We start from the raw sequence: 20602 nt of genomic DNA, 5'->3' as shown, positions 1-20602 counted from the left end.
CGTCAATTAGAAATTCACGCGCACAGCCATGTCCACGCCGCGCGTGGCAGGCACGTTGCCGTAGTCAAACCCACTCGAGCCGCCGCCGCGCACACCGGCGCCAGCTGCGGAGGTTTCGGGGTCGGCGCCGCTGTACTTGGTCAGCAACACCAGGTTGCGGCCGGTCACGCTCAGCTCCACGCCTTTGATGAAGCCGGTGCGGGACAGGAACGTCGCGGGTACGGCGTAGCTCATCGTCACGTAGCGCAGGCGGGCCCATGAGCCGTCTTCCACGAAGGCGGTGCCCGTGCGGCCCAGAATGCTGGTGTAGTAAGTCTGGGTCAGCTCAACGGGGCGCGAGTTAGGCGAGTAGGTGCCGTCGGCGTTTTTCACCACGCCGTCGAACACCACCTGCTTGTAGCGGTCGGCGGTGCGGGGCGAGGTGCCCACGCCGGTCTGGTACCAGTCGTTGCCGTTCACTACCACGCCGCCCACGCGGAAGTCGAGCAGCGAAGTCAGCGACAAACCTTTGTAGGTAAACGTGTTGGTGAGCTGCGTGGTAAAGCGCGGAGCACGGTTGCCAGCGTAGATGAAGTTCGTGTTTACCGAAGGGTAGCCCGTGCTGCCGATGATGACCTTGTTGTAATCGGGGCTATTGGGGTCGGTTACGCGCACAAAGTCGGTGGCGCCGAGGCCCGTGATGGGGCGGCCCGGGAAGGCACCGCCTTCGTGCACGTCCGTGATGAAGGCATCCGACTGGAAGATAACCGTGAGCGGGAAAGGCAGCTCTTCTACGCGGTTGGTGTTGTGGTAGAAGTTGGTAATGATGTCCCAGGAGAAATCTTTGGTTTTCACGGGCGTGCCGGTCAGCGAGATTTCCTGGCCTTCGTTGGTCACGATGCCGCCGTTGATGTACTGCAGGATGAAACCGGCCGCTTGGCTCACGCGGGGCGCAATAATCTGGTCCTTGGTGCGCGAGTAGTAATAGTTGAAGTCCAGGCCCAGGCGGTTCTTGAAGAACTGCAGGTTCACGCCGGCTTCGTAGGTGCGGGTGCGCTCGGGCTTCAGGTTGGGGTTCGAGCCAAAGAAGTCGTTGCGGAAGCCGCCGCCGATGTAGGTGTTCTGGGCCAGGGCCGACTGCACCCGGTACGGGCCGGTGTCTTTGCCCACCTCGGCTATCGAGGCGCGCAGCTTGCCGTAGTTCAGCACGTTGTTCTGCTCCAGGCCCAGGGTTTTGGTGAATTCATAGCCCAGGCCGGCCGAGCCGTACAGGAAGCCTTTACCGTAAATCTTGTTCTCATCGGGCCGCGGCAGGGTCGACGACTGGTCGTAGCGGGCCTGCAGCTCCAGAAACAGCTGGTCGAGCAGCGTCAGGTTCAGGCGAGCGAAGTTGCCGATGAGGTGGCGCTTGGTGTCGCGCTGCAGGGCGTTGCGGTTCACCGTGTTGTTGAGCCCCACGAAATTAGGGTTCTGGAAAATCAGGCCGAGGTAGTCTACGGCCTGGTCCTGGTTCTCTTCAATGGTGTTGCCCAACACGAGCGCGCCGCCAAAGTTGTCGTTGAAATCGTGGGTGAAGCTGGCCAGTGTGGTGGCAGTCGTCAAGCGGAACTGGTCCACGGTTTCGGCCAGGCCGCCGTTCTGGTTGCCAATCTGCGAGGTGCCCACGGCGCGCACCGAAGTCACGCGCGAGGTGTACAGGTCGGTGCCGATGTTGTGGCTCAACGTCACCCATTTAAACGGCTTGAAGCTGAGCTGCATGTTGCCGATAAAGCGGTTGGTGCGGTCGGTCTGGGGGTTGTTTTGCACCGTCCAGTACGGGTTGTCGGCGTCGGCGTCGGTGCCGTTGCCGCGGGCCAGCAGGCGGCGGCGGGTGCCGTCGGCGTTGAGGTAGTTGCGGGCATCGTCATCGCGCGGCCAGTTGAGCAAGCTCAGCAGGAAGCCGCCCGTTGAGCCAAACAGGCCGGGGCCCTGAATGGGCCGCTCGCCGCCCGTGGTCAGGTATTGGGCTGCGCCGCTCACCTTGAGTTTGGGCGAAATCTCGGCCGTGCCCGACAGGCGCACCGTCGTTTTGTCGTACTTGCTTTCGGGCACTACGCCGGATTGCTGCAGGTTGGAGGCCGACACAAAGAAGCTGGCCTTGTCCGAACCGCCCGACATGTTCAGGAAGTTTTGGAAGTTGTGGCCCTTGCGGAAGAAGTTGCCCACGTTGTCGTACACCTGCTCGCCCGGCGAAAAGCGGGGGCCAAACGAGATGCGCGTGGTGGGGTCGGTGATGCCGCTGGAGCCGCGCTTGTACAGGTCTTGCATCTTGGGCAGGCGGCTCACCTCGTCTACCGAGTACTGGGTGCGGTAGTTGAGGGTGGTGCGGCCGGCCACGCCTTTTTTGGTGGTGATTACCACGGCGCCACCGGCGGCGCGCAGGCCGTAGAGGGCGGCGGCGGCGGGGCCTTTCAGCACCGTGATGCTTTCAATGTCTTCGGGGTTGAGGTCGCCGGCGCGGTTGGCCGAGCCCACCGAGCGGCCCAGCAGGCCGTTGAACTGTGAGCCCGCGCCGGGGGCAGCGCTTTCCGAAAACGAGCCGTTGTCCATTATCATCCCGTCGATGACGAACAGCGGCTGGTTGTCGCCGTCGAGCGAGGTACCGCCGCGGATGATAATGCCCGAGCCTTCACCCGGCGCACCGCCCGAGGAGGTGATGTTGACGCCGGCCACTTTGCCTTGCAGCGCGTTCACCACGTTGGTCTGCCGCGAGTCGATGATGTCCTTGCTCTTCACTTCCTGCACGGCCGTCACGAGTTCGCGCTTGGCCTGGGCCAGGCCGTAGCCCGTCACCACCACTTCTTCGAGGCCGGTGGTGCTTTCTTTCAGGGCCACGTCCACGCTGCCATCGGCGGGCACGGCGCGCTCCTGCGGCGCGTAGCCGATGAAGCTAAATACCAACGTGGCGCCCGGTGCTGCCTGCACCGAGAAGCGGCCATCGGAGCTGGAGGTGCTGCCTGTGGTGGTGCCTTTCACCAGCACGGTTACGCCGGGCAGGGGGGTTTGGTCGGTGGCAGAGGTAACAACGCCCGTCACGGCGCGAACCGTTTGGGCCCAGCCGGGAGGCGCTAGCAGCACACCCAGCAAGAGCAGGAGTAGCCAGTAATTTTTTTTCATGTGAATAAAAATGGGGTGGGAAAACAGAAAAATGGAAGCCAATAAAAAAAGCCGGAACCCCGGCAAGATGCACCATCAGGTTCCGGCCTAGCGGGTCGGAGAAAATACTATGCTGCTACAACACAACGGTATGTTCGTATTTAGGCTGGTATAAGTGTGCATCAGAAGAGTAGCGTGCCGAAGTCAGATGTGCTAAATGTTCAGGCAAAACTCATCCAAATGTGCGCACAAAAATCGATTTTTCTTGCAAGCCTACGGTTGAGAAAAAGCTTTGTTTGAATAGATAAAGTTGATTATTAAAGATTATAATAGCTTTGATTCCTGGTTAGCTTTCGCCTATTTCCGGTTTGGTTGCCTCTCTCTTTCGCCCCATCTTTTCCCTGCACCCATGGCCCCCACCCTTGCCACCTTGCCCACGCACGCCGGCGCCCGCCTGCCCGTCAGCATCTACGCCGACTCCGACGAAGCCTCTGCGGCCGTGGCCGCGCAGATTGCCAACCTGATTCGCACCCGGGCCGCCGAAGGCAAGGCCTGCGTGCTGGGCCTGGCCACGGGCTCGTCGCCCACGCGGGTGTACGAGGAGCTGGTGCGCCTGCACCGCGAAGAAGGGCTGAGCTTTCAGAACGTCATCAGCTTCAACCTCGACGAGTACTACCCCATGGCGCCGAGCTCGCTGCAGAGCTACGTGCGCTTCATGCGCGAGTACTTGTTCGACCACGTCGACATCCGGCCCGAAAACGTGCACATCCCGGACGGCACCGTGCCGCCGGAGCAAGTAGCCGAATATTGCCGGCGCTACGAGGAGCAGATTAAAGAAGCCGGGGGCATCGACCTGCAGCTGCTCGGCATTGGGCGCACCGGCCACATCGGCTTCAACGAGCCCGGCTCGGGGCCGGCTTCGCGCACCCGCATCATCACCCTCGACCACGTGACGCGCACCGACGCGGCCTCCGATTTTTACGGTGAAGAAAATGTGCCGCGCCGCGCCCTCACCATGGGCGTGGGCACCATTCTCGAAGCCCGCCGCATTGTGCTCATGGCTTGGGGCGAGGGCAAAGCCGCCGTGGTTAAGCGCATGGTGGAAGGCGAAGTAACCGACTCCGTGCCCGCCACTTACCTGCAAAGCCACCCCGATGTGCAAGTGGTGCTGGACGAAGCCGCCGGCGCCGAGCTCACGCCCCGCAAAACGCCCTGGCTGCTGGGCCTGCCCTGCAACTGGCACGACGACGCGCTGGTGCGCAAGGCCGTGACCTGGCTGGCGCGCTGCGTGAGCAAGCCCATTCTCAAGCTCACCGACGAGCAGTACAACGAAAACGGCCTCTCGGAGCTGCTGGCCCAATCGGGCCCGGCCTACGACATCAACATTCGGGTGTTCAACGAGCTGCAGCATACCATCACGGGCTGGCCCGGCGGCAAGCCCAACGCCGACGACACCTACCGCCCGGAGCGGGCCGCGCCCTTTCCGAAGCGGGTGCTCATCTTCTCGCCCCACCCAGACGACGACGTGATTTCGATGGGCGGCACGCTGCTGCGGCTTGTAGACCAGGGCCATGAGGTGCACGTAGCCTACCAGACTTCGGGCAACATTGCCGTATTCGACGATGAAGCCATCCGCTTCGCGGAGTTCGTGGCCGACTACGACCACGCCTTCCGCCTGCCCGCCGTCGAGCCCGCCGACAACCTCTACCACCGCGTCACGGAATTCCTGAAGAACAAGCCGCCCGGACAGGTCGACTCCCACGAGGTACAGCAGATAAAAGGCCTTATCCGGCGGGGCGAGGCCAAAAGCGCCTGCCGCCTGGCCGGCATCCCCGATGCCAATGTTCACTTCCTCGACCTGCCCTTCTACGAGACCGGCCGGGTGCGCAAAAAGCCCTTGGGCGACGAGGACATTCGCCTCACCATGGAGCTGCTCAACCGCATTCAGCCCCACCAGATATACGCGGCGGGCGACCTTAGCGACCCGCACGGCACCCACCGGGTGTGCCTGGCCGCTATTTTCCAGTCCATCCACCAGCTCAAAGCATCGGGCACGCCCTGGCTTGATGACTGCTGGGTGTGGCTCTACCGCGGCGCCTGGCAAGAGTGGGACATCGACCAGATTGAAATGGCCGTGCCCCTCTCGCCCGATGAGCTCACGCGCAAACGCCGGGCTATTTTCAAGCACCAGTCGCAGAAAGACCGGCCGCTCTTCCCCGGGGCCGACCAGCGCGAGTTCTGGCAGCGCAGCGAGGCCCGCAACCGCACCACCGCCAAGCTTTACGACCAACTGGGTTTGCCCGAGTACGAGGGCATCGAAGCCTTTGTCCGGTGGGAGTTTTAGGCGTTATTTGCCCATTGAGGCCTTTTATTAGGCACAAGCCGGCACAAAATACTTTTGTGCCGTTGCGGTAGTTTATAGAGGTCTTAGTATGAATCCTTACGTTGCGCGCCTGCACCAGCTTGCGGGTCAGCCCAGTCGCCGCATCATTGGGCTGATGTCGGGCACTTCGCTCGATGGGCTGGATGTGGCGCTCTGCCGGCTCACTGGTCATGGCCCAGGCACGCAGCTTGAGCTGGAGCAGTTCCGGACCGTGCCTTACAATGACGACACGCGGGCCCGCATTCGCACCGTGTTTGCCCAAGAGCAGGTCAGCCTGGAATACCTCACGCTGCTCAACCCATGGCTGGGCAGCCTGCATGCCGCCGCCATCCTGGACTGCCTGCGCGAGTGGCAAATAGCGCCGGCCGACGTGGACCTGGTAGCCAGCCACGGCCAAACCGTGTACCATGCCCCGCAGCACCAACACCAGCGCGCCGACTTCTCTATCAATGCTACCCTGCAGCTCGGCGATGGCGACCACGTAGCCGTGGGCACGGGCATCATCACCCTCAGCGACTTCAGGCAGAAGCACGTGGCCGCAGGCGGCGAAGGAGCTCCTCTGGCGGCCTACGGAGACTTTCTCCTACTGAGCAGTCCCGACGAGGAACGGCTGCTGCTCAACCTGGGCGGCATTGCCAACTTCACGTACCTGCCCCGCGCCGGCGGCGACGCCAGCACAGCATTCAGCACCGACACTGGGCCCGGAAATACCCTGCTCGATGGCACTGCGCGCGCCCACCGCCCCAACCTGCAGTACGACGAAGACGGCCGCCTGGCCGCCGCGGGCCACGTGCACGAGGGCCTGCTGGCGGCCCTGCTCCACCACCCGTTCTTCGCTGCTCCCCTGCCGAAAACCACGGGCCCCGAACTATTCAGCTCAACTTTTCTGACCGAAGCCCAGCAGCGCAGCAACACTGCCTCGCTGAGCCTGGAAGACACGCTAGCCACCCTAGCCGAACTGAGCGCGGTAGGCGTGGCCCGGGCCGTGCAGGCAGCTTTTACAGAGCGGCCGGCGCCCACAGCCGTGTACACCAGCGGCGGCGGCGCCCACAATCCGGCCCTGATGGCGGCGCTGCAGCGGCACCTGCCCGACGCCCGCTTCCAGAGCACCGATGTATTGGGCGTGCCTGGCGATGCTAAAGAAGCTATTCTGTTTGCAGTGTTAGCCAACGAAACCGTGGCAGGCCAGCCGGTGGCGATTGGCGCTGGCCGGCAGCGGGTGCCAGCCGTAAGCATGGGGAAAATTTCATTCCCGGGCTGATTCAGCCATTGGTTAGCTTCATTTTATATGTCTGTTTATATGTCTGTCATGCAGAGCGCAGCGAAGCATCTTATCCCCGCGGAACGAGTCGCGCTGAACTGATAAGATGCTTCGCTGCGCTCTGCATGACCGAACTGCCAATAGCAAATTCCTGAAGAGCTTCAACAGAAAGCAGCCCCTCTGTCCAGTTTCGCTAGACGTGAGGGGCTGCTTTTTATTCGCCTGTCATGCTGAGGCACGAAGCATCTTATCTCCGCTGAACGACTCAGGCGTGATAAGATGCTTCGTGCCTCAGCATGACAGATGCAAAGGTTGGCGGACTGAGTCCTACTAAATCGTAGGGTCAGCTGGCGTGGCGGAATTGTTCTCCCGCTCTACCCGGGGGTATGGCAAGAAATTTCGGTTACGCTCGGCCCCCGTGGTGCCCGGGCCGGGCCGGCCAAAGCGCCGGCTGTCGCTGAGGCGGAACCCCTGGAAGGCCAGCTCAATTTGGCGATTGCGGTAGATTTCCAGCAGGATGGCATCGGCGGTGAGGGGCCCGGAGTAGGCCGGCAGCGCGGCCCCCACCCCGAAGGCATCGGCGGCCGGCGTCTTGGTGAGCACCTTGTTCAGCTCAACTACGGCGTTGGTCAGGTCGGCTTTGCGGGCGTAGGCTTCGGCCCGAATCAGGAGCATCTCGCCGGGCAGGTACACCGGAACGGCCGCGTTGTTGGCGGTGTAGAAGCCCGTGCCCAGGTTTTGCGTGGCGGCCGGGTTCGAGCGGATATAGAACGGCAGGCGTCGGTCGGCGGAGTTAGGAGCTAGCGCACCCGTCAGGCCGAGGCTGGCGTTGGTAGGCTCAAACACGTTCTTGTTGCCGAAAGAAGTCTCGAACAAGGGGTTGCGAGTGTTGTCGTCGAAGTTGAACACCGACTTTTTGGTCAGGTCTACTTTGCCGGCGGCGGCCAGGGCCTTGTCGTAGTCGCCGGCTTCGAGGCTGTAGCGCGCAATCAGGGCCTGCACTGTGTTGGTCAGGTCGATGCCGGGCACAATCTTGGCGTTGAAATCGGCCGAAACCGGCGTGGCGGCCAGCTGCGTGGCGGCGGCTTCGAGCTGGGTTACGGCGCTGCGCAGCAGGTCGAGGCGGGGCACAAAGGGGGCGTTTTCCTGCGTGGTGAGCGGGGCCTGCTCAAAATACTGGGCCAGCGTGCCCAGCGCCAGCGCCCGGAAAATACTGGCGTAGGCCACGATGCCGCTGCGGGTGCCGGCCTCCGGGGCGTTGCCCGCATTTAGCAGAATCAGGTCGGCGTTGGCGCGCACCAGTTGGCTCTGGGTCCAGAGGTTGCGCGCCACGCCGTTGCTGTTGGTGAGGTTGCCGGCCCCGAGGCTGACGTTGTATTCCTCGATGTTGCCCACGTTCAGGATGGCCAGTTCGCGGGTAGTGAGCCCGCCGGCGGCCACGGTGTTGTAGAGCACGCTCAGGAAGCCGCCGGCGGCGTAGCGGTACTGCAGGCCGTTGCAGAGGGTGATGAGGCCGTCGGAAGAGGCCACCACCTGGTCTTGGCTGGTAGTGCTGGGGTTCTGGTATTCCTTGTTGCAGCTGCCGAGGGCCAGGGGCAGCAGGGCGGCAAAAACGAGTAGTTTCTTCATGATAATAAGGAAAGAACAGGCATTAGAAGGAGGCCGACAGCTTCAGCTGGTAGGTGCGCGGAATGGGCACGTTGCCAAAGTCGATGGCCCGCAGCAGGTCGGAGGTGCCGCCGGCGCTGGTTTCGGGGTCGAAGCCGTTGTAGTTGTCCCACGAGTACAGGTTGCGGCCCACCAGCGTGAGGTTCAGGGCGCTGATGAGCTTGGTGAACGTGGGCAGCGTGTAGTTCAGGGCCACTTCGCGCAGCTTCACGTACGAGCCGTCGTCGACGCGGAATTCCTGGGTGTTGTAGATGGCGAAGATGTAGCCGCGCGGCAGCTGCCCGCGCAGCTCCTGCTCGGCCAGGTCGCCCAGGCCCACCCCCTGCCGGGTGCGCTTGTCGGCGTTGAACACGTCCACGCCCTGCACGGCGTCGAGCAGCACGTGCAGCGAAAGCTTCTTATAAGTCAGGTTTGTCGTGAACGAGCCCGTCCACTTCGGGTTGGGATTGCCGATGATGACGTTGGCAATGGTTGAGCCCGGGCCGTAGCTGGGTTGGCCTTCGCTGTTGCGGGCCGGCGTGAACTGCGTCGAGCCTACGGCCTGGCCGATGGTGCGCTCGTCCTGCGGGAAGCCCTGAGCTGTGAGCAGCAGCGAGCCGTCGGGGTTGCGGGCGTAGGCCGAGCCAAAGAACACGCCGGCCGGCTGCCCTTCCAGCAAGTACACCGGGGCCCCGGCCACGTTGTCGATGGAAATGGCCTGGGTGGCGCCGTTGGAGCCGGGCAGGCTCAGCACCTTGTTGCGGTTGCGGTTGTAAATCACGCCCACGTCCCAGGTGAAGTTGCTGGTTTTCACTGGTACGGCGTTCAGCGCAATCTCCAGGCCGCGGTTTTCCATCGAGCCCACGTTGTTCACGATGGAAGAGCCGCCGGTGCTCGGGGCCAGGTTGCGGCGCACCACCAGGTCGTTGATTTTCTGGTAGTAGAACGTGAGGCCCAGGTTCAGGCGGTCGCGCAGAAAGCCCAGGTCGGCCCCGGCTTCGGTCTCAGCCATGCGCTCGGGCTTCACAGCCGGATTGGCCAGGGTGGTGCCGGGCGTGATGGTGTTGCGGCCCAGGAAACCCACCGGGTTGAACTGGTAAAACCGGTCATATGACCCGATGCCCGTCAGGTTGCCGGCTTCGCCGTAGCTGGCGCGCAGCTTGAGGCTATTGAAGGTGTTGGCATAAGCTGCGTTCTGCCAGAAGCCCAGGTCGGACAGCACCAGCGAGCCGCTGATTTTGGGGTACACCTGGTTGGTTTCGGTGGTGGAGAACTTCGACGACCGGTCGCGCCGCACGGCTCCGGTCAGGAAGGCCAGGTTGCGGTAGCCGATGGTGGCCTGCCCGTAGTAGCCGCTCAAATCAAAGCGGTCGAGGCTGTAGGCCGACACCACGGTGGTGCTCGCCGCGCCCGACACCGTGGTGATGAACGGGGCCAGGTTCTGCCCCTGCGTGGTGGTGTAGTCCTGCCGGGCAAACTGGTAGCTGTAGCCCGCCCGCAGGTTCACCTTAAGGTTTTCGTTGACCGCGATTTCGTAGCCTGCGTTCACGTCGGAGTTGAGCTGCAGTACCGCGTTGTTGCCGTTGGCCGCGAAGCCTAAGGGGTAGCGGGCGGCGGGCAGGCCGGCCGTGGCCTGGTACGGATAGGGCCGGATGTAGCTCTGGCCCACCTGCGAGTAAGCGTCCACGCCCAACACGTAGTCGAGCGAAAAGCTCTTAAAAGGCGTCAGGTTCACCTGCACGTCGCCCACCGTCCGGTTCACGCTCTGCGTAAACTTCATGTCCTCAATGGTAGAGAGCGGGTTTACGCGGGTGGGCTCCACGGCCAGCAGGTTGCCGGCGGCGTCGCGCTGGTTGATGTCGTAGATATTGTTGGTGATGTTGATGGAGTTGATGGGGCTGTAGAACACGTTGCCGTTGGCCTTCTCGTTGGAGAAGCTGTTGATGTAGCTCAACCCGGCCGAGACTTTAGCCCAATTGGTAAGGCGCTGGTCGACCCGCGCCCGCAGGTTGTAGCGCGTGAAGTCGGTGCCCTTGATGATGCCCTGATTTTTGAGGTAGTTGGCCGACACGTAGTACTGCGTCTGGTCCGAACCGCCGGCGATGGAAACCGCGTCGTCGGTGCCGTAGCCGGTCCGGAAAATCTCCTTGAAGTAGTCGTAGCGCGGCACGTCCACCAGGTTAGAAGCCAGCTGCGTGACGGCGCCCGCGCGGTTGATGCCCACCGTGGTAGTGCCGGGGTTGGCCGCTATTTGGGCCGGCGTGACCCCGCCGATGGTGTAGAGCCGCAGCCCGGCAAAGCCAAACTGCTTGCCGTAGGTATTCACCGGCACCGACTTGCGCAGCTCGTTGATATTGAAGCTGGTGGACACCGACACCCGGGGCGTGCCGGCCTGGCCGCGCTTGGTGGTGATGAGCACCACGCCATTGGCCGCGCGCGAGCCGTACTGGGCCGCCGCCGCCGCCCCGTTAATGATGTTGATGCTGGCGATGTCGTTGGGGTTGAGGTCGGCCAGGCGGTTCTGGCCGGCATTGGCCACGCCTACGTCGTTGCTCACGGCCAGCTGCGACACGTTGGTGCTGGCGTTGCTCACAATCACGCCGTCAATTACATACAGCGGGTCGGAAGAGCCCTGGAGCGAGTGCACGCCCCGCAGGCGAATGGACAGCGAGCCGGCCGGGTCGCCGGAGTTCTGGGTAATCTGCGCGCCGGGCACCTTGCCCTGCAGCGAGTTGAGCACCCCACCCGAGCCGCTTTGGGTCAGCTCGGCCCCGTTGATGGTGCTGATGGCGTTGCCCAGCTCGCGCTTGGGCGCGCTCACCGTGGAGCCCACCACCACCACCTCGTCGAGCTTCTGGCGGGCTACCGTCAGCGCCACGTTGGTGGTCACGGTTTCGTCGGCCCCCAGCGTAATGGCCCGCGTCTCGGTCGTAAAGCCCACCGAGCTAAAGGTGAGGGTGTAAAGTCCGGGCGCCAAGGTTGCCTCCAGCGAATACGCCCCGTCGCTGCCCGAGGTAGCGCCCGCCGTGGTGCCTTCCAGGCGCACCGTGGTGCCGGGCACGTCCTGCCCGGCGGCGTCGGTCACGCGGCCCTTCAGCACATACCGCCGGGCGCCACCGGTGGGCTGGGCCCCTACCTGCATGGCCAGCAGGAGCAGTAAGAGCAGGCCGGCCCATTGCAGGGGCAGCCTACCGAAGACGTAAATTTTCATCATTTCAGCAGGGTTAAAAGGTGAAAGAGTATCCGGAATTTTGTTGCAATAAAGCTACAGAAAACAACATTAATGCAGGACGGCAATACTGCAGAACTTTCTTGTAGGCCCCGGCTGGGAAGCGGCCTTGGTTGGGCCGATGGCAGTCATCGGATTCCGCCTTTTCAGACCAACAAAACCGGCACCCTACTCCCTGCTGCTGGCTTTTGCCTACCCGCCACTTCGGCGTGTCTTGCTTTTTCTCCCGAAATAAATAGCGACCTTAGGCCCCATGCAAACCACCACCGAAGCCGCCGTAGCCACCACCGGCGCCACCCCGCTCGCCGAGGCCTCGCAGCCCGGCCGCCTCATCTCGCTGGATGTCTTCCGGGGCATCACCGTCATGGCCATGATTCTGGTGAACAACCCCGGCGACTGGGGCCACATTTACCCGCCGTTCGAGCACGCCGAATGGAACGGCTGCACGCCCACGGACCTCATTTTCCCGTTTTTCCTGTTCATCGTGGGCGTGAGTTTGGTGTATGCCCTCGATGGCGTGAAGCAGAAGGGTGGCCCGCAAGGCGCCGTGCTGCTGCGCGTGCTGCGGCGGGCCGCCGTGCTATTTGGGCTGGGCCTGCTCCTGTCGCTCTACCCCAAGTTCGACTTTTCGGTGGTGCGCATCATGGGCGTGCTGCAGCGGATTGCGCTGGTATTTCTGGGCTGCAGCTTCATCTTCTTGAAAACTAACTGGCGCACGCAGGTGTATCTGCTGGTGGCGTTTCTGGTGGGCTACGCCGTGCTCATGCAGCTGGTGCCCGTGCCGGGCTTCGGCCCTGCCAACCTGGAGCCCAGCACCAACCTCGGCGCCTGGCTCGACCGCCTCGTATTCGGCGAAGCCCACCTCTGGAAGCAAAGCAAAACCTGGGACCCCGAAGGCCTGCTCGGCACCTTGCCGGCGCTGGGCACCGGCCTGCTCGGTGGCCTCACCGCCCAGTGGCTGCGGCGGCGCGACCAGCAGCCGGCCGCCAAAGTGGCCTGGCTGTTTGTAGCGGCCGGCGTGGTCATAATCGCGGGACTGGTGTGGGCGCCGTGGTTTCCCATCAACAAAGCCCTGTGGAGCAGCCCCTACGTGCTTTACACCGGCGGGCTGGCCATGGCGGGGCTGGCGGCCCTGTACTGGGTGTGCGACGTACAGGGCTACCGCGCCTGGACGCGCCCGGCCCTGGTGTATGGCGTCAACGCCATTCTGGTGTTCTGCCTGTCGGCCCTGCTCTCGCGCACGTTCAGCCTGTTCAAATTGATGGGGCCCGCGGGCAAAACCGTGGGGCTGAAGGAGTGGCTCTACGAGTGGGGCATCGCGCCCTTCTTCTCCGACCCGCGCACCGCCTCGCTGGTGGGCGCGGTGGTGCTGGTGCTTATCTGGCTCGGAATATTGAGCTGGATGTATAAAAAGGGCATTGTGCTGAAAGTATGAGCGGCGTCAGGGGTAGAATCATTGCCTAATACTGTTCAGCTTATATTAAAATAAGAAATAATATGATTTTTGCAATGGCTGTACTTATATTTGTCGGGTCCTCCACCAAATACATCCACAGCCACTATGAAAACAACCGTACCTCCATCAGCACCGGCTAACCACTCGTTTCTCCGGCGCGCAAGTGCCGTTTCCATCCTTGCCGTTACCCTGCTGTTCTCGGCCTGTAGCCCCGACCCTGACCCGTTGATGGACCCCAAGCCGGCTTCCCCGCTAACGGAAAGCTATTCGTCAGACGTAGCTACTAAGTGGGCTGATGTAGAATTGCGGCTGATTAAAAACGGGACTGGCTTTTCGCCTCCGGTAGCGGCCCGGGCGCTGGGCTACTCCGGCGTGACCCTCTACGAAGCCGTAGTGCCCGGCATGCCGGAATATCAATCCCTGGCCGGCCAACTCACTAGCTTGGGTGCCTTGCCCCAACCCGAGGCAGGCCAGCTCTATAACTGGAACGTATCGGCGAACGCTGCCGAAGCCTTCATTATCAAAAATCTTTTTGGCAACGCCACAGCGGCCCAGCGCGCCACTATCGATTCGCTGGAAACGGCCCTCAATCAGCCTTACTACACGGCGGCAGAATTTGACCGATCGGTGAAGTTTGGGCAGCAGGTAGCCCAAGCCGTGTTCGACTGGTCGAAGACCGACGGTGGGCACCAAGGCTACCTTAATAACCAGTCCAGCAGCTACGTGCCGCCCGTCGGAGTGGGATTGTGGGTGCAGACATCGCCCGGCGCAGCCGGTATGGCGCTGCAGCCCAACTGGGGCAACAACCGCCGCTTCGTGCCCGCCAACGCCGCGCTGCCCATGCCTGGCCTTGCGTACACGTACTCCAAGCAGCCTGGCTCCGCATATTACGCCCAGGCACTAGAGGTGTATAATACGAGCCGCTCCCTTACTGCAGGGCAGCGCGTTATCTCCGCCTACTGGGCCGATGCCGGCAAAACCATTACCCCGCCTGGCCATATGGTGAGCATCACGTCCATCGTGCTGCGCGACCGGAAGGCCACGCTCGCCACAGCAAGCGAAGCCTACGCCCGCGTAGGCGTTGCCGTCGCCGATGCATTCATGGGCTGCTGGAAATGCAAATACGTCTATAACTGGGAACGGCCCGTCACGGCCATCCGGGCCATGATTGACCCCACCTGGAATCCAGATTGGGAAACGCCCCCTTTCCCGGAGTTTGTATCCGGCCACGCCACCCAATCAGCAGCTACCGCGCAAGTCCTGTCCGACATGTTTGGTGCCCAAACGCCCTTTACCGACTACACACACCAGACCCGGGGACCGGGCTTTGAGCCCCGTTCATTCGCCAACTTTGCCGCTTTTGCCGACGAAGCAGCCATGTCACGCCTCTATGGCGGCATTCACTTCCGCAACGGAAACGAAGTAGGCTTGAGCGAAGGCGTGAAAGTGGGCCGCAACGTGAGTGCCCTACGCTTCCACCGCTAGCGCTAGTTGCCCCCTCCGGCGGCAGTAGGATGCTTCGTGCCGAACTTGCGACCTTACTCTGGTTAGCAAGCAACTACAGCTATGAAAATTCTCATCGTCGGGGGCGGCAACATGGGCCTGACTTATGCCCGCAGCTTTGTGCGGGCGCACATCACCTCGCGGCTCGATTTGCGGCTGCTGGCCCGCTCGCCCCAGCGCGTGGCGGCCCTGGCCGCGCACGAGCTGGGCACCGTATGGGGCGACCCCGCCCAGTGCGTGCCGGGAGCTGACATCATCATTCTGGCGGTGAAGCCGCAGGATTCGCCGGCCCTGTTTGAGGCGATGCGCGGGCTGGTGCAGCCGCACCAAGTGGTGCTCAGCATCATGGCTGGGGTGCGCATTGCCACGCTCCGCGAAGAATTGCGCACGCCCAAAGTCATTCGGGCCATGCCCAACCTGCCCGCCCAAATCGGCATGGGCATGACGGCCTTCACCAGCACCGACGAAGTAACCCGCGCCGAGCTGGTGCAGGTGCAAAACCTTCTCAGCACCACGGGCAAGACGGTTTACGTCGAGGAAGAATCGGCCATTGATGCGGCCACGGCCATCTCGGGCAGCGGCCCGGCCTACGTGTACTACTGCATGGATGCCCTGATGACCGCCGCCACCCAAATGGGTTTCACCCCGGCCGAAGCCGAGCTGCTGGTGAGCCAGACCTTCCGCGGCGCGGTGGAGCTGTACTCCCAATCAGGCCTGAGCTGCACCGACTGGATTGCCAAAGTGGCTTCCAAAGGCGGCACTACGGAGGCGGCCATGCACGCTTTCGGCGCAGGGCAGGTGCGCGAAGGGCTGGTAGCCGGCGCCGTGGCCGCCCGCGACCGGGCCGAGGAGCTGGGGAAATGATTTCATTTAACAGTTATCAATTAACAATTAACAGTCTTTCAGGCAGCCCGAATGGCGCTAATTGAACAGCTGTTAATTGTTAACTGTTAAATGACCCTACGCCACCGAGTACCCTGCAAAGTCCTTGCGTAGCTGCGTTTTGAGCAGCTTGCCGGTGGCTGTGTGGGGCAATTGCTCCACAAACTCCACGGCATCGGGCTCGCAGAACTTGGCTACTTTCCCTTTGAAAAATGCGAGCAGGTCCGGGGCCGACACGTCCATGCCGGGGCGGCGCACTACTACCAGCAGGGGCCGCTCGCTCCACTTGGCGCTGGGCACTCCTATCACGGCGGCTTCGGCCACGGCGGGGTGGGCAATGGCCAGGTTCTCCAAATCGATGCTGGAAATCCACTCGCCGCCGGACTTGATGACGTCCTTCGAGCGGTCGGTAATTTGCATGTAGCCGTCGGGGTCGATGGTGGCCACGTCACCGGTCCGGAACCAGCCGTCGGCCGTTAGCTCACCGGGCTTGCCGCTGCGGAAATAGTCGCCCACCACCCATGGCCCGCGCACCAGCAAGTCGCCGAAAGCCACCCCGTCGTGCGGCAGCTCCTGGCTGTCGTCGCCCACAATTTTCATATCCACGCCAAACACCACGCGGCCCTGCTTGGCCCGTACGGCCAGGTTGTCGGCGGGGCTTAGCGCCTGGTGTTTCGGCTTGATGTGGCCGGCGGTGCCCAGCGGGCTGGTTTCGGTCATGCCCCAGGCGTGCTTGATGGTCACACCCAGCTCCTCCTCAAACGCCTTCATCAGAGCTGGGGGGCATGAGGAGCCGCCCACCACCGTACGCCGCAAGGTGCTGAACGTGCGCTTGCCTTCGCGCATGAATTGCAGCAGCGCCAGCCAGATGGTGGGCACGCCGGCCGAGAAAGTCACGCCTTCGTTCTCGGCCAGCTCGTACAGGCTGGCACTGTCCATGCCGGCGCCGGGCAGTACCAGCTTGGCCCCGTTGAGCGGGGCCGCATACGGCAGGCCCCAGGCATTGACGTGGAACATGGGCACCACGGGCATCACCACATCCAGCGCCGAGCAGCTCAGGGCATCGGGCAGCGAAATGGCCATGGCGTGCAGCACCGTGGAGCGGTGCGAGTACAGCACACCCTTGGGCTGGTCGGTGGTGCCGGAGGTGTAGCAGAGCGAGCAGGCCGTGTTTTCGTCAAACATCGGCCATTCATAATCGGCCGATTCGGCGGCAAGCAGGTCTTCGTAGCTGCACAAGCCGGGCAGAGTAGAATCGGTGGGCAAGTGTTTGGGGCCAGTCATCAGCACCCACTTCTCCACGCTGGGGCACAGGGGCGCCAGCCGCTCCACCAAGGGCAAAAAGGTGATATCAAAGAACAGCAGCCGGTCCTCGGCGTGGTTGATGATGTAAACCAGCTGCTCCGGAAACAGGCGCGGGTTGATGGTATGGCACACGGCCCCGATGCCCGCCACGCCAAAATAGAGCTCGAAATGCCGGTGCGTGTTCCAAGCCAGCGTGCCCACCCGCTCGCCGTCCTTAATGCCCAGTTTCAGCAGGGCATTGGCCAACTGCTTGCTGCGGTGGTGCGCCTGCGCGTAGGTGTAGCGGTGAATGCCGCCCTCGGGCAGGCGCGAAACGACTTCGGATTCGGCGTGCCACTTGGCGGCGTGTTCGAGCACGCCGGCCACGCGCAGCTGGTCAGCCATCATCAATCCTAGCATAAGTCCGTCGGCAGTAAGGGGTGGGAATGGCAGCCAAGCTACCTAATATTTCTGATTCCAGAACCCCTACAACCGTGCGTTACTTATCCGGTTCGCAACCAGCGTTTCTCATTGCTTGTGCACGGCCTCAATGGCTATTTGCAGCAGCGCGCTGCGCACGCCCAGCTCCGTCAGCTTGTTGTTGTTGCGCGAGGGATGCACGCGGTTGGTGAGCAGTATTACCACCAAATCCTCCTTGGGCTCAACCCAGAAATACGTGCCGGTGTAGCCGGTGTGGCCGTAGCTGCTCTGGGAAGCATTTTTGGCGGAATTCACAGTCGGGTTGGTGGCGGGCCGGTCGAAGGCCAGGGCGCGGCGGTTATCGGGGCAGAACTGGCAGCGGGTCCAGTCGGCCAGAATTTCCTGCTTGAAAATCTGCTGGCCGCCGTAGCGCCCGCCCCAGGCGTAAGTTTGGGCCAGCTTGGCCAGGTCATTGGCCGAGCCAAACAGGCCGGCGTGGCCCGAAAGGCCGCCGAGCAGCGCGGCTCCTTCGTCGTGCACGGTGCCGTGCAGCAGCTGGCGGCGGAACGCCGAATCGACTTCCGTGGGCACGATGCGGCGCAGCGGAAAGCGGTTGGTAGGCCGGAAGCCCAGGGTGGTGGCGCCCAGTGGGCCATATACCTCGCGCTGCAAAAAGGCATCAAATGTCTGCCCGGTGCGCGCCTTCACCAGCTCCGGATACAGAATAAACGACAGGTCGGAATAAACGTAGCCGGGCTTTTCATTCAGCGGCGACTCCCCTATTTCCTTGTAGATGCGGGCCGGCAGTTTCTTGCGAGCCCACAGCCCCTGGGCAGCCGGCAGCGGGAACCGGGCCGAGGAATCGGACCGGAAAAAGCGCCGGCGCAGCTCGCCGTTCTTTCTGGTGAGCTCCTTCCAAAACGGAATCCAAGCCTTGAGCCGGGCCTGATGGGTGAGCACATCGCGCATGCGCAAGTTGGCCTTGTTGGTGCCCCGCAGGAAAGGGAAATACTGCCCCATGGTGCTGTCGGGGCTGAATTTATTCTGCTCCTGCAGCTTGAGCAGGGCGGGCGTCGAGGCCATGAGTTTGGTCACCGAGGCCAGGTCGTAGATGTCGTCATTGCGCACGGGGCGCGGCACCGATAGCGATTCTGGGCTGGAGGCAGCCTGCTGCTTACGCTTCTTTTTCTTTTGAATAACCACGTTGCCCAGGCCTGCATACGTGTGGTTGCCGTAGCTTTTGCGCAGCACCACCGTGCCGCGCCGGGCAATGACCACCTGCGCGCCCGGAAACGCCTGAGCCGCCATAGCCCGGCCCACCAGGCTATCTACCTGGGCCTCGAGGTGCCCGTCCATGTCCACGTCTTCGGGGTTGGCGTAGCGCAGGCGCAGGTTACCGGCGGTGCGCAGGCCATAGCCGCGCGGGTAGCGGTCCGACACCGTGACGGGCAGCTTGCCTGCAGCTGCCATGCCGCCAAAAATGGCCTGCGCGGCTAGGTTTTGGGCATCGGGGCTCTCTTGGTAGGCCAACACCACGGCGCCGGCACGGTCGAGGTCGCGCACTTTGGCCACGGCATAAGCCGAGCCAAACACGCTCACCACCACTTCCTGCTTTTGATTCACCAGCTCACGGAGCAGCAGGTTGGTTTCGGGCGTAATGCCGAAGCTGGTAGCGGGCAGTCGGCCCAGGCTTTGCAGCGACACCAGCACCATATTATAAGGCTTAAGGGCGGTGCGCAGTTGCAGCAGCTCATCTAGCGTGGGCGAGGCCGAGGCATGGAAATGCGCCGTGGGGGCATAGTCGGCCACCGCTTTTTGGAAGTCGGTGGTATCGCGTGCGGAGCCTCCCAGTACCAGCGTGGCAATGCGCAGGGTATCTAGCCGCTGCAGGGGCAGCAGCTTGTTTTGGTTGCGCAGCAGCGTGATGCTGAGCTCCGTGAGCCGGTGGCTCAGGTATCGGGCGTGGGGCCCGTTGAGGTCTTCGTAAATGTGCTTGGTTTCGATAGGCCGGTAGTGGTCCAGGCCAGCCCACTGCTTGAGGGCCAGCACGCGGCGGCAGTGCTCGTCGATTTCCTTTTGCGAAATACGGCCGCTATCCACAGCGGCGCGCACCATCTGAATGGCCAGCGGCACATTCTTGCTAAACTCCAGGATGTCGTTGCCCGCAATGAGGGCCCGCACATCGGCCTCGCCGGGCGGAAACTTGCTGATGACACCCTTCATGTTCATGGCATCAGTGAAAATCAGCCCTTTAAAGCCCATCTCCTTCCGCAGGAAGTCCGTGATAATGGGCCGCGAAAGGGTGCTGGGGCCACTCACCGTATCCAGCGCGGGCACGTTGAGGTGGGCCACCATCATGCCCCCAAGGCCACCCGCAATCAGGCTGCGGAAAGGCGGCAACTCCAGCGTATCGAGCCGGCGGCGGTCTACCCGCACGGTGGGCAGGGCGAGGTGGGAATCGGCATCCACGTCGCCGTGCCCAGGAAAGTGCTTGGCCACCGCTAGAATGCCCGCATCCTGCATGCCGCGCATGTACTGGCGGCTATCGCGCGATACAGCCGCCGGGTTTTCGCCCCAGGAGCGAAAGCCGATGACGGGGTTGGCGGCGTTGTTGTTTACATCCACCACGGGCGCAAAATTGACGTGCATGCCCAGCCGCTTGAACTGTTGGGCCACTTCGTGGCCCATGTCGTAGAGCAGCGTAGTATCGGTTTCGCCCCCCAGGCTCATCTGGTACGGGAATTTCACCACGCTGTCGAGGCGCATGCCCACGCCCCACTCCCCGTCCAGGGCCACCAGCAGCGGCACTTGGCTTTGGCTCTGGTAGCGGTTCAGCAGCCGCGCCTGCCGGGCCGGCCCGCCCTGGAAGAAGATAAGCCCGCCAATGCCGTACTGCTTAATCAGGGCCGAAATCGAGTCCTCGTCCACCCGCGTGCGGTTAGAATACGCCGCTACCATAAAGAGTTGGGCTGCCCGCTGGTTGGGAGTGAGCACACGCATCAGGCTATCCACCCAGGGCGAATGTAGGTACTGGGTAAAGGCGGGGGCAGGAGCCGCTTTTTTCGGCGTCAGGGCAGCTTTGCGCGCCGCCGCTTGGCGGGCAGCGGTTGTTGCTTTGGCGCGGGCAGTCTTTGGCCTGGTGGTCCTGGTTTTAGGAGCGGCTGGTGCGGCCCGATGGGTAGCTGCTTTTTGGGGAGCATGCCCGGGGCGGTGCTGGGCCGGAGCTAGCAGCGGAGCCGCCAGCAGCAGGCACACGAGAAGAGACTGGAAGGATTTAGGGAACGACAAGGCGAGGGCGGGATTTTTACTACGAAAGTAGCACCGGCTGCCGCAAGACAGTTAAACACGTCAGTAGTAAGTCAGATGAATAGGGCATTTCGATGATAGCTCACAATCGTCATTTGACCTGTAAATTGAGCACTA

Annotated in this window: 10 protein-coding genes; 5 read left to right on the top strand and 5 right to left on the bottom strand. The window is 62.6% G+C overall.

Annotated features, from left to right (window positions below; all coding sequences use genetic code 11):
* Positions 1-6: 6 nt before the first annotated feature.
* The gene (locus tag LJ738_RS14350; RefSeq protein ID WP_227787113.1) at positions 7-3135 is read right to left on the bottom strand and encodes a SusC/RagA family TonB-linked outer membrane protein; all 3129 of its coding nucleotides are present in this window, start codon (positions 3133-3135) and stop codon (positions 7-9) included.
* A 388-nt stretch (positions 3136-3523) separates the two neighbouring features.
* Here LJ738_RS14350 and nagB point away from each other — a divergent pair, with 388 nt between their 5' ends.
* Both nagB and LJ738_RS14340 read left to right on the top strand, forming a co-directional pair.
* Positions 3524-5458 (top strand): glucosamine-6-phosphate deaminase, encoded by a 1935-nt coding sequence (gene nagB, locus LJ738_RS14345; protein WP_227787112.1) that lies wholly within the window; start codon positions 3524-3526, stop codon positions 5456-5458.
* 88 nt (positions 5459-5546) lie between these two features.
* On the top strand, positions 5547-6758 hold the full coding sequence (locus tag LJ738_RS14340; RefSeq protein ID WP_227787111.1) for an anhydro-N-acetylmuramic acid kinase: 1212 nt from the start codon (positions 5547-5549) through the stop codon (positions 6756-6758).
* 330 nt (positions 6759-7088) lie between these two features.
* Here the strand turns inward: LJ738_RS14340 and LJ738_RS14335 are convergent, their stop codons facing one another.
* Together LJ738_RS14335 and LJ738_RS14330 are read right to left on the bottom strand one after the other, a co-directional pair.
* Entirely contained in the window at positions 7089-8387 is a 1299-nt protein-coding gene (locus tag LJ738_RS14335; protein WP_227787110.1) for a RagB/SusD family nutrient uptake outer membrane protein, read from the bottom strand.
* Between the two features lie 22 nt (positions 8388-8409).
* On the bottom strand, positions 8410-11616 hold the full coding sequence (locus LJ738_RS14330) for a SusC/RagA family TonB-linked outer membrane protein (protein ID WP_410779924.1): 3207 nt from the start codon (positions 11614-11616) through the stop codon (positions 8410-8412).
* A 271-nt stretch (positions 11617-11887) separates the two neighbouring features.
* Between LJ738_RS14330 and LJ738_RS14325 the strand changes: the two genes are divergently transcribed.
* The 3 genes from LJ738_RS14325 (at position 11888) to proC (ending at position 15457) form a co-directional block, all read left to right on the top strand.
* The gene (locus LJ738_RS14325) at positions 11888-13069 is read left to right on the top strand and encodes an acyltransferase family protein (RefSeq protein WP_227787109.1); all 1182 of its coding nucleotides are present in this window, start codon (positions 11888-11890) and stop codon (positions 13067-13069) included.
* A 126-nt stretch (positions 13070-13195) separates the two neighbouring features.
* Positions 13196-14575 (top strand): vanadium-dependent haloperoxidase, encoded by a 1380-nt coding sequence (locus tag LJ738_RS14320; RefSeq protein ID WP_227787108.1) that lies wholly within the window; start codon positions 13196-13198, stop codon positions 14573-14575.
* Between the two features lie 81 nt (positions 14576-14656).
* Positions 14657-15457 carry a pyrroline-5-carboxylate reductase gene (proC, locus tag LJ738_RS14315; RefSeq protein ID WP_227787107.1) on the top strand — a complete coding sequence of 267 codons (801 nt, stop codon included), beginning with the start codon at positions 14657-14659 and terminating at the stop codon, positions 15455-15457.
* A 96-nt stretch (positions 15458-15553) separates the two neighbouring features.
* Here proC and LJ738_RS14310 read toward each other — a convergent pair whose 3' ends face one another.
* Together LJ738_RS14310 and LJ738_RS14305 are read right to left on the bottom strand one after the other, a co-directional pair.
* Positions 15554-17179: a 3-(methylthio)propionyl-CoA ligase gene (locus LJ738_RS14310; RefSeq protein ID WP_262907691.1), complete on the bottom strand. Its 1626-nt coding sequence runs from the start codon at positions 17177-17179 to the stop codon at positions 15554-15556.
* A 108-nt stretch (positions 17180-17287) separates the two neighbouring features.
* Entirely contained in the window at positions 17288-20467 is a 3180-nt protein-coding gene (locus LJ738_RS14305; RefSeq protein ID WP_227787105.1) for a serine hydrolase domain-containing protein, read from the bottom strand.
* Positions 20468-20602 lie beyond the last annotated feature (135 nt).

Source organism: Hymenobacter plasmatis, from assembly GCF_020711255.1.
Lineage (GTDB): Bacteria > Bacteroidota > Bacteroidia > Cytophagales > Hymenobacteraceae > Hymenobacter.
This window is presented reverse-complemented; position numbering and strand designations above follow the sequence as displayed.

Bases quoted from the DNA above. Each gene is read 5' to 3' on its own strand.
- LJ738_RS14350 (WP_227787113.1), bottom strand. From the start codon at position 3,135: ATGAAAAAAAATTACTGGCTACTCCTGCTCTTGCTGGGTGTGCTGCTA.
- nagB (WP_227787112.1), top strand. From the start codon at position 3,524: ATGGCCCCCACCCTTGCCACCTTGCCCACGCACGCCGGCGCCCGCCTG.
- LJ738_RS14340 (WP_227787111.1), top strand. From the start codon at position 5,547: ATGAATCCTTACGTTGCGCGCCTGCACCAGCTTGCGGGTCAGCCCAGT.
- LJ738_RS14335 (WP_227787110.1), bottom strand. From the start codon at position 8,387: ATGAAGAAACTACTCGTTTTTGCCGCCCTGCTGCCCCTGGCCCTCGGC.
- LJ738_RS14330 (WP_410779924.1), bottom strand. From the start codon at position 11,616: ATGAAAATTTACGTCTTCGGTAGGCTGCCCCTGCAATGGGCCGGCCTG.
- LJ738_RS14325 (WP_227787109.1), top strand. From the start codon at position 11,888: ATGCAAACCACCACCGAAGCCGCCGTAGCCACCACCGGCGCCACCCCG.
- LJ738_RS14320 (WP_227787108.1), top strand. From the start codon at position 13,196: ATGAAAACAACCGTACCTCCATCAGCACCGGCTAACCACTCGTTTCTC.
- proC (WP_227787107.1), top strand. From the start codon at position 14,657: ATGAAAATTCTCATCGTCGGGGGCGGCAACATGGGCCTGACTTATGCC.
- LJ738_RS14310 (WP_262907691.1), bottom strand. From the start codon at position 17,179: ATGCTAGGATTGATGATGGCTGACCAGCTGCGCGTGGCCGGCGTGCTC.